At 47.3% G+C, this 4,055-nt stretch carries 3 protein-coding genes; all 3 read left to right on the top strand.

Annotation, left to right across the window (positions count from 1 at the left end):
* Positions 1-479 precede the first annotated feature (479 nt).
* Entirely contained in the window at positions 480-1,994 is a 1,515-nt protein-coding gene (locus MJ770_RS09785; RefSeq protein ID WP_239253423.1) for a VanZ family protein, read from the top strand.
* Entirely contained in the window at positions 1,987-3,267 is a 1,281-nt protein-coding gene (locus MJ770_RS09780) for a putative O-glycosylation ligase, exosortase A system-associated (RefSeq protein ID WP_239253422.1), read from the top strand. The genes MJ770_RS09785 and MJ770_RS09780 overlap by 8 nt, the downstream gene beginning before the upstream one ends.
* A gap of 178 nt (positions 3,268-3,445) precedes the next feature.
* On the top strand, positions 3,446-4,055 hold a 610-nt coding region (locus MJ770_RS09775), incomplete at its 3' end, for a hypothetical protein (RefSeq protein WP_239253421.1).

The raw sequence follows: 4,055 nt of genomic DNA, 5'->3' as shown, positions 1-4,055 counted from the left end.
AACCCCACCCTTTGGCAAGACTTTACTGTCAGATTAAGTCTGAACTACTACAGTTTAATATATCGCATTTAAGTCGTAGTTGACGTCAGACCGATCTTGAAAGTACGTTCTATAGTCTGAAGAAAGCGAAGATATTGCGTCAAGTGCTGTACTTGACAGAGGTTCGCTCGAATGTACATTCGTTCATTACGACGCTGACTCATCAGCGCTTGCTGAGGGTCATCGTTCTTCTATTGTTCAAAAAAACCTATTTCCTCAAAAATAATGGTGAAATAGTCAACGTTTCGCTAAATTTGAAGCTAATTTATTTTTAGAGATGCCCTTGAGTTGACGCCACACTTCAAAACCTTACAATCTTCATAGATTCCGTATAATATTTACAGGCGTCACACAAGTGTGAGTGTCTATCCTGATGGTTCTGCTTATTTAAAGATCAATGACCCTGAAATTACTGCGTCAACCCATATAAATTTTAATTTATGCTTGATTTGCATGCAGCTCCGAAACCTCTCAAGCAGAATCATTCTGTTGGCTCGCCCAACATTTCCTCCGCTCGTTTTCCCATGCTGGCTCTTGCCATTGCCTATACGCTGTTTGTGATCTACGGAAGCCTCGTACCCCTGAATTTCCAGCATCAACCATTGAATGAAGCTTTAGAGGCATTCAGAAATATTCGCTACTTCGACTTGAAAATCGGCAACCGCGCGGACTGGGTAGCAAATATTCTGCTGTTCATTCCATTGGCTTTTTTATGGAGTGGGGTGCTGTGGTCAGAGCGCGGTTTTGTCGTTCGTGTGTTGATTGTTCTGTGGGTATTGATTGCTTGTTTAGGGCTGGGTGTAGCGATCGAGTTTGTTCAGTTGTATTTTCCGCCTCGTACAGTGTCATTAAATGACATTTTTGCGGAGAGTATTGGTGCTGTAGTGGGAGTAATGGCATGGTGTGTTTTGGGGCGTCGTTTGTCAGAATGGCTGGCAGGATGGCGCAGTGCAAGGGGATCACCCGCCTTGTCTGGTCGGCTGTTGTATCTCTATGTATTTGTTCTATTTACCTACAACTTGTTGCCGCTCGATCTCACACTCAGTCCAGTCGAAATTTTTCACAAATGGCGCGAAGGCCGAGTGGTGTTAATACCGTTCTCTTTTGTTTTTGAAAACCCGGCCGAAGCGTGGTACGGAGTGTTAACCGATATATTGATTTGGATGCCGGTTGCTTTCTTGTGGCGTTTATCGCCTCCAACTTTACGCCTGACGTCGTTTTCCGCCGTTATCATGATTGCAACGTTCCTTGAGTTCTTGCAGTTGTTCGTCTACTCACGCGTAAGTGATGCTACAGATATTATTACTGCAGCAATCGGTGCAGCGCTGGGTACCTGGTTGAGCAGACGCTGGGCAGGACAAACTCAGCAGTCGATGCATGGAGGTGCCGCGTCACGTTTTCAGGCTTGGCTGTGGCTGGGTTTAGCATTGATGTGGGTTGGTTTGTTAGCGGCAATTTTTTGGTATCCATTTGATTTTCATACCGGGCGAACATTTATAACTGAGCGCTTGCAAGGCTTGAATAGGGTGCCATTTGAAACTTATTACTATGGGACAGAATTTCGAGCGGTGACGGAGGTGCTGCACAAAGTTGGCTTCTTTATACCGCTGGGTATGTTGCTGGCGCTGGGTGTGGCTCAAATCCAACATTATTCCTGGCGACAAATCGCGGGGTGGATCGCTTTGATTTCGATTGGGTTGGTTGCATTCGGGATTGAACTTGGTCAATTATTACTGCCGAGCAAGTTTGCAGATGTTACAGACTGGGCGCTGGAGGTTTTGGGAGGATTGGCAGGCTATATCGGTACAACGGTACTTGGTGAACGAATGCGCGAGACTCATCGCATCAAAATGAAAGCCGGACAATCCCGCGTTGCAAATGCTGGTTTGCCCACTGAGCAAGACGCGCTTCATATTAGGCAATCATCCGTGACTCGAGACAACGGCCATGCGTGACATAGCTTTGCTAATTATTCTCGTCGGTCTGTGCTGGCTCGCGTTGTTGCGTCCGTGGTTTGGAGTGGTCGGTCTTGCACTGCTTGGCGCTATGCATCCGCAATCCTACGGTGGCGAGTTTATGTCTCGGCTTCCGATGTTCAAGGTATTGTTTCTGATAACTTGCCTCGCGGTGGTAGTTGATTATTGGAAAACGCGACAATGGCCCAAGGTTTTTTGGGACTGGCGCTTGGTCGTGTTGGGTTTGCTTTTTGCCGATTTTGTGATTACCACTCAGTTTGCACTGTTGCCGGACACGTCTAGAGGCAGGTTATTCGAGATAATCAAAATTATTCCGCCATTACTGCTTACGCTGTGGCTGATAGATACACGGGAAAAACTGCATTACTTAATTGTTGCGACTGCGGCCGGTATTGCAATGGTAGCTTTAAAAGGTGGCTATTGGGCAGTCATGACAGGGTTTGGGGATCGGGTTTATGGCCCGCCAGACAGTCAGATTGGCGGGAATAATGAATTTGCAGTCGCGTTGGCCATGATTATTCCGCTCTTGATACTTTGGTTGCGCCAGACATCAGATGCAGCACTTCGTTGGGCAATCGTGGCTGCGGTGGCACTGTGCTACATCGCCGCTTTGACCTCATGGTCGCGTGGGGGGCTTGTGAGCTTGACTGTAATGAGTGCGATGCTGGTGTGGCATAGCAAACATCAGTTTATGGCCATAATTCTGGTTGCTTTGGGTGTGGGGTTGTCGTTAATAAATCTGCCTGATGAATGGCTCACACGCATGGAGACCATCTCGACTTATCAACAAGACTTGTCTTTTCAAAGCCGCCAGGGGGCATGGGAACAAGGGTTGTCGTATTTGAAGAGCAACCCGTGGACAGGCTCAGGGTTTGAAGGGTGGCGCGCAATCAATGCCAGTTTTCAAAGTTTCGGCGATCCAGACACGCTGGATTGGCACAGCGCCTACGTGGAAGTGGCTGTCGAGCATGGTATACCTGGTTTATTACTATGGAGCACGCTTTTAATAGGGACTATAATTTCCCTTTCACTCATGATTAGGCGCGGAATCCGTTCTGGGGAATCGTGGGTAATAAATCATGGTGCTATGCTTCGCGCCTCGCTTGTTGCCTATGGAATTGGGGGGATAACGCTTGGAATCACCTATTGGGAACTCATGTTCCAAATATTGGCTTATTCAGTCATTGTCCTGCGGTTATCCAGGATGCCGGATGCGAACACGGGAACCCGGTTGCAGGAGGCATCCAATTAATATGTCGAATTTTTTTACAGTCGTTGATTGTTGCAGGTTTCTGAAATATATAACATATTGTTAATATAAAACTATTAAATTATGGTATAGAAATTGCATGTGTTAATAAAAAGGTTAAACCTTGTTGTTTCTTGGCGAGTACGGCAGAAATAATTCAATATAAGTGGAGTATGAGAGCATGAATACATTTTCGACAACACATTTACTCAAGTGCGCAATGTTAATGGGGGCCCTCGTTATACCAGCTGCATCGTGGGCCGCTGACCACTTGCTCAGCGTTAATGGCGCGACGGTAATACAACCAGCCATCGTCCCACATTCCGGGGTGCTTACCCAGCCAATGATCCTCAGCGATTTCGATAACAACCCTACACTTGCTTTGGGTGAGTCGGAGTCATTGAGAGTGGTAAACACGCCTGTTAAAATTTGCGCACGCGGGACGAACAACAAGTTGGAATGGTTGGACCAGGGTGATTCGGTCGTAGGTGCCACAGGGGTGCTGACTGGAACTTCTGCTTCTGATCGTTATCAGCTGACGCTAACTATGGACGGCATAAGCGACACGTATGCTTCTTCAAATGGATCGTGCACCGTTTCTGGCGCCAAAACTTTTGCATACATAGCGGGTGCGGCGATGGTTAAAGAGTCTATCGGCGGAGGAGCGGTGATCAATAGCCAGACTGATGGCCGCGATGACAAGCACGATGGTGGCAAAAAAGACAAACACAGTGACGGCCGCGATGATAAGCACGATAGTGGCAAAAAAGACAAACACAGTGATGGCCGCG

This window comes from Candidatus Nitrotoga sp. M5, from assembly GCF_927904885.1.
In the GTDB taxonomy this organism is placed as follows: Bacteria; Pseudomonadota; Gammaproteobacteria; order Burkholderiales; family Gallionellaceae; genus Nitrotoga.
Note: the sequence above shows the minus strand (reverse complement) of the source record. Positions and strands in the feature narration are given on the sequence as shown.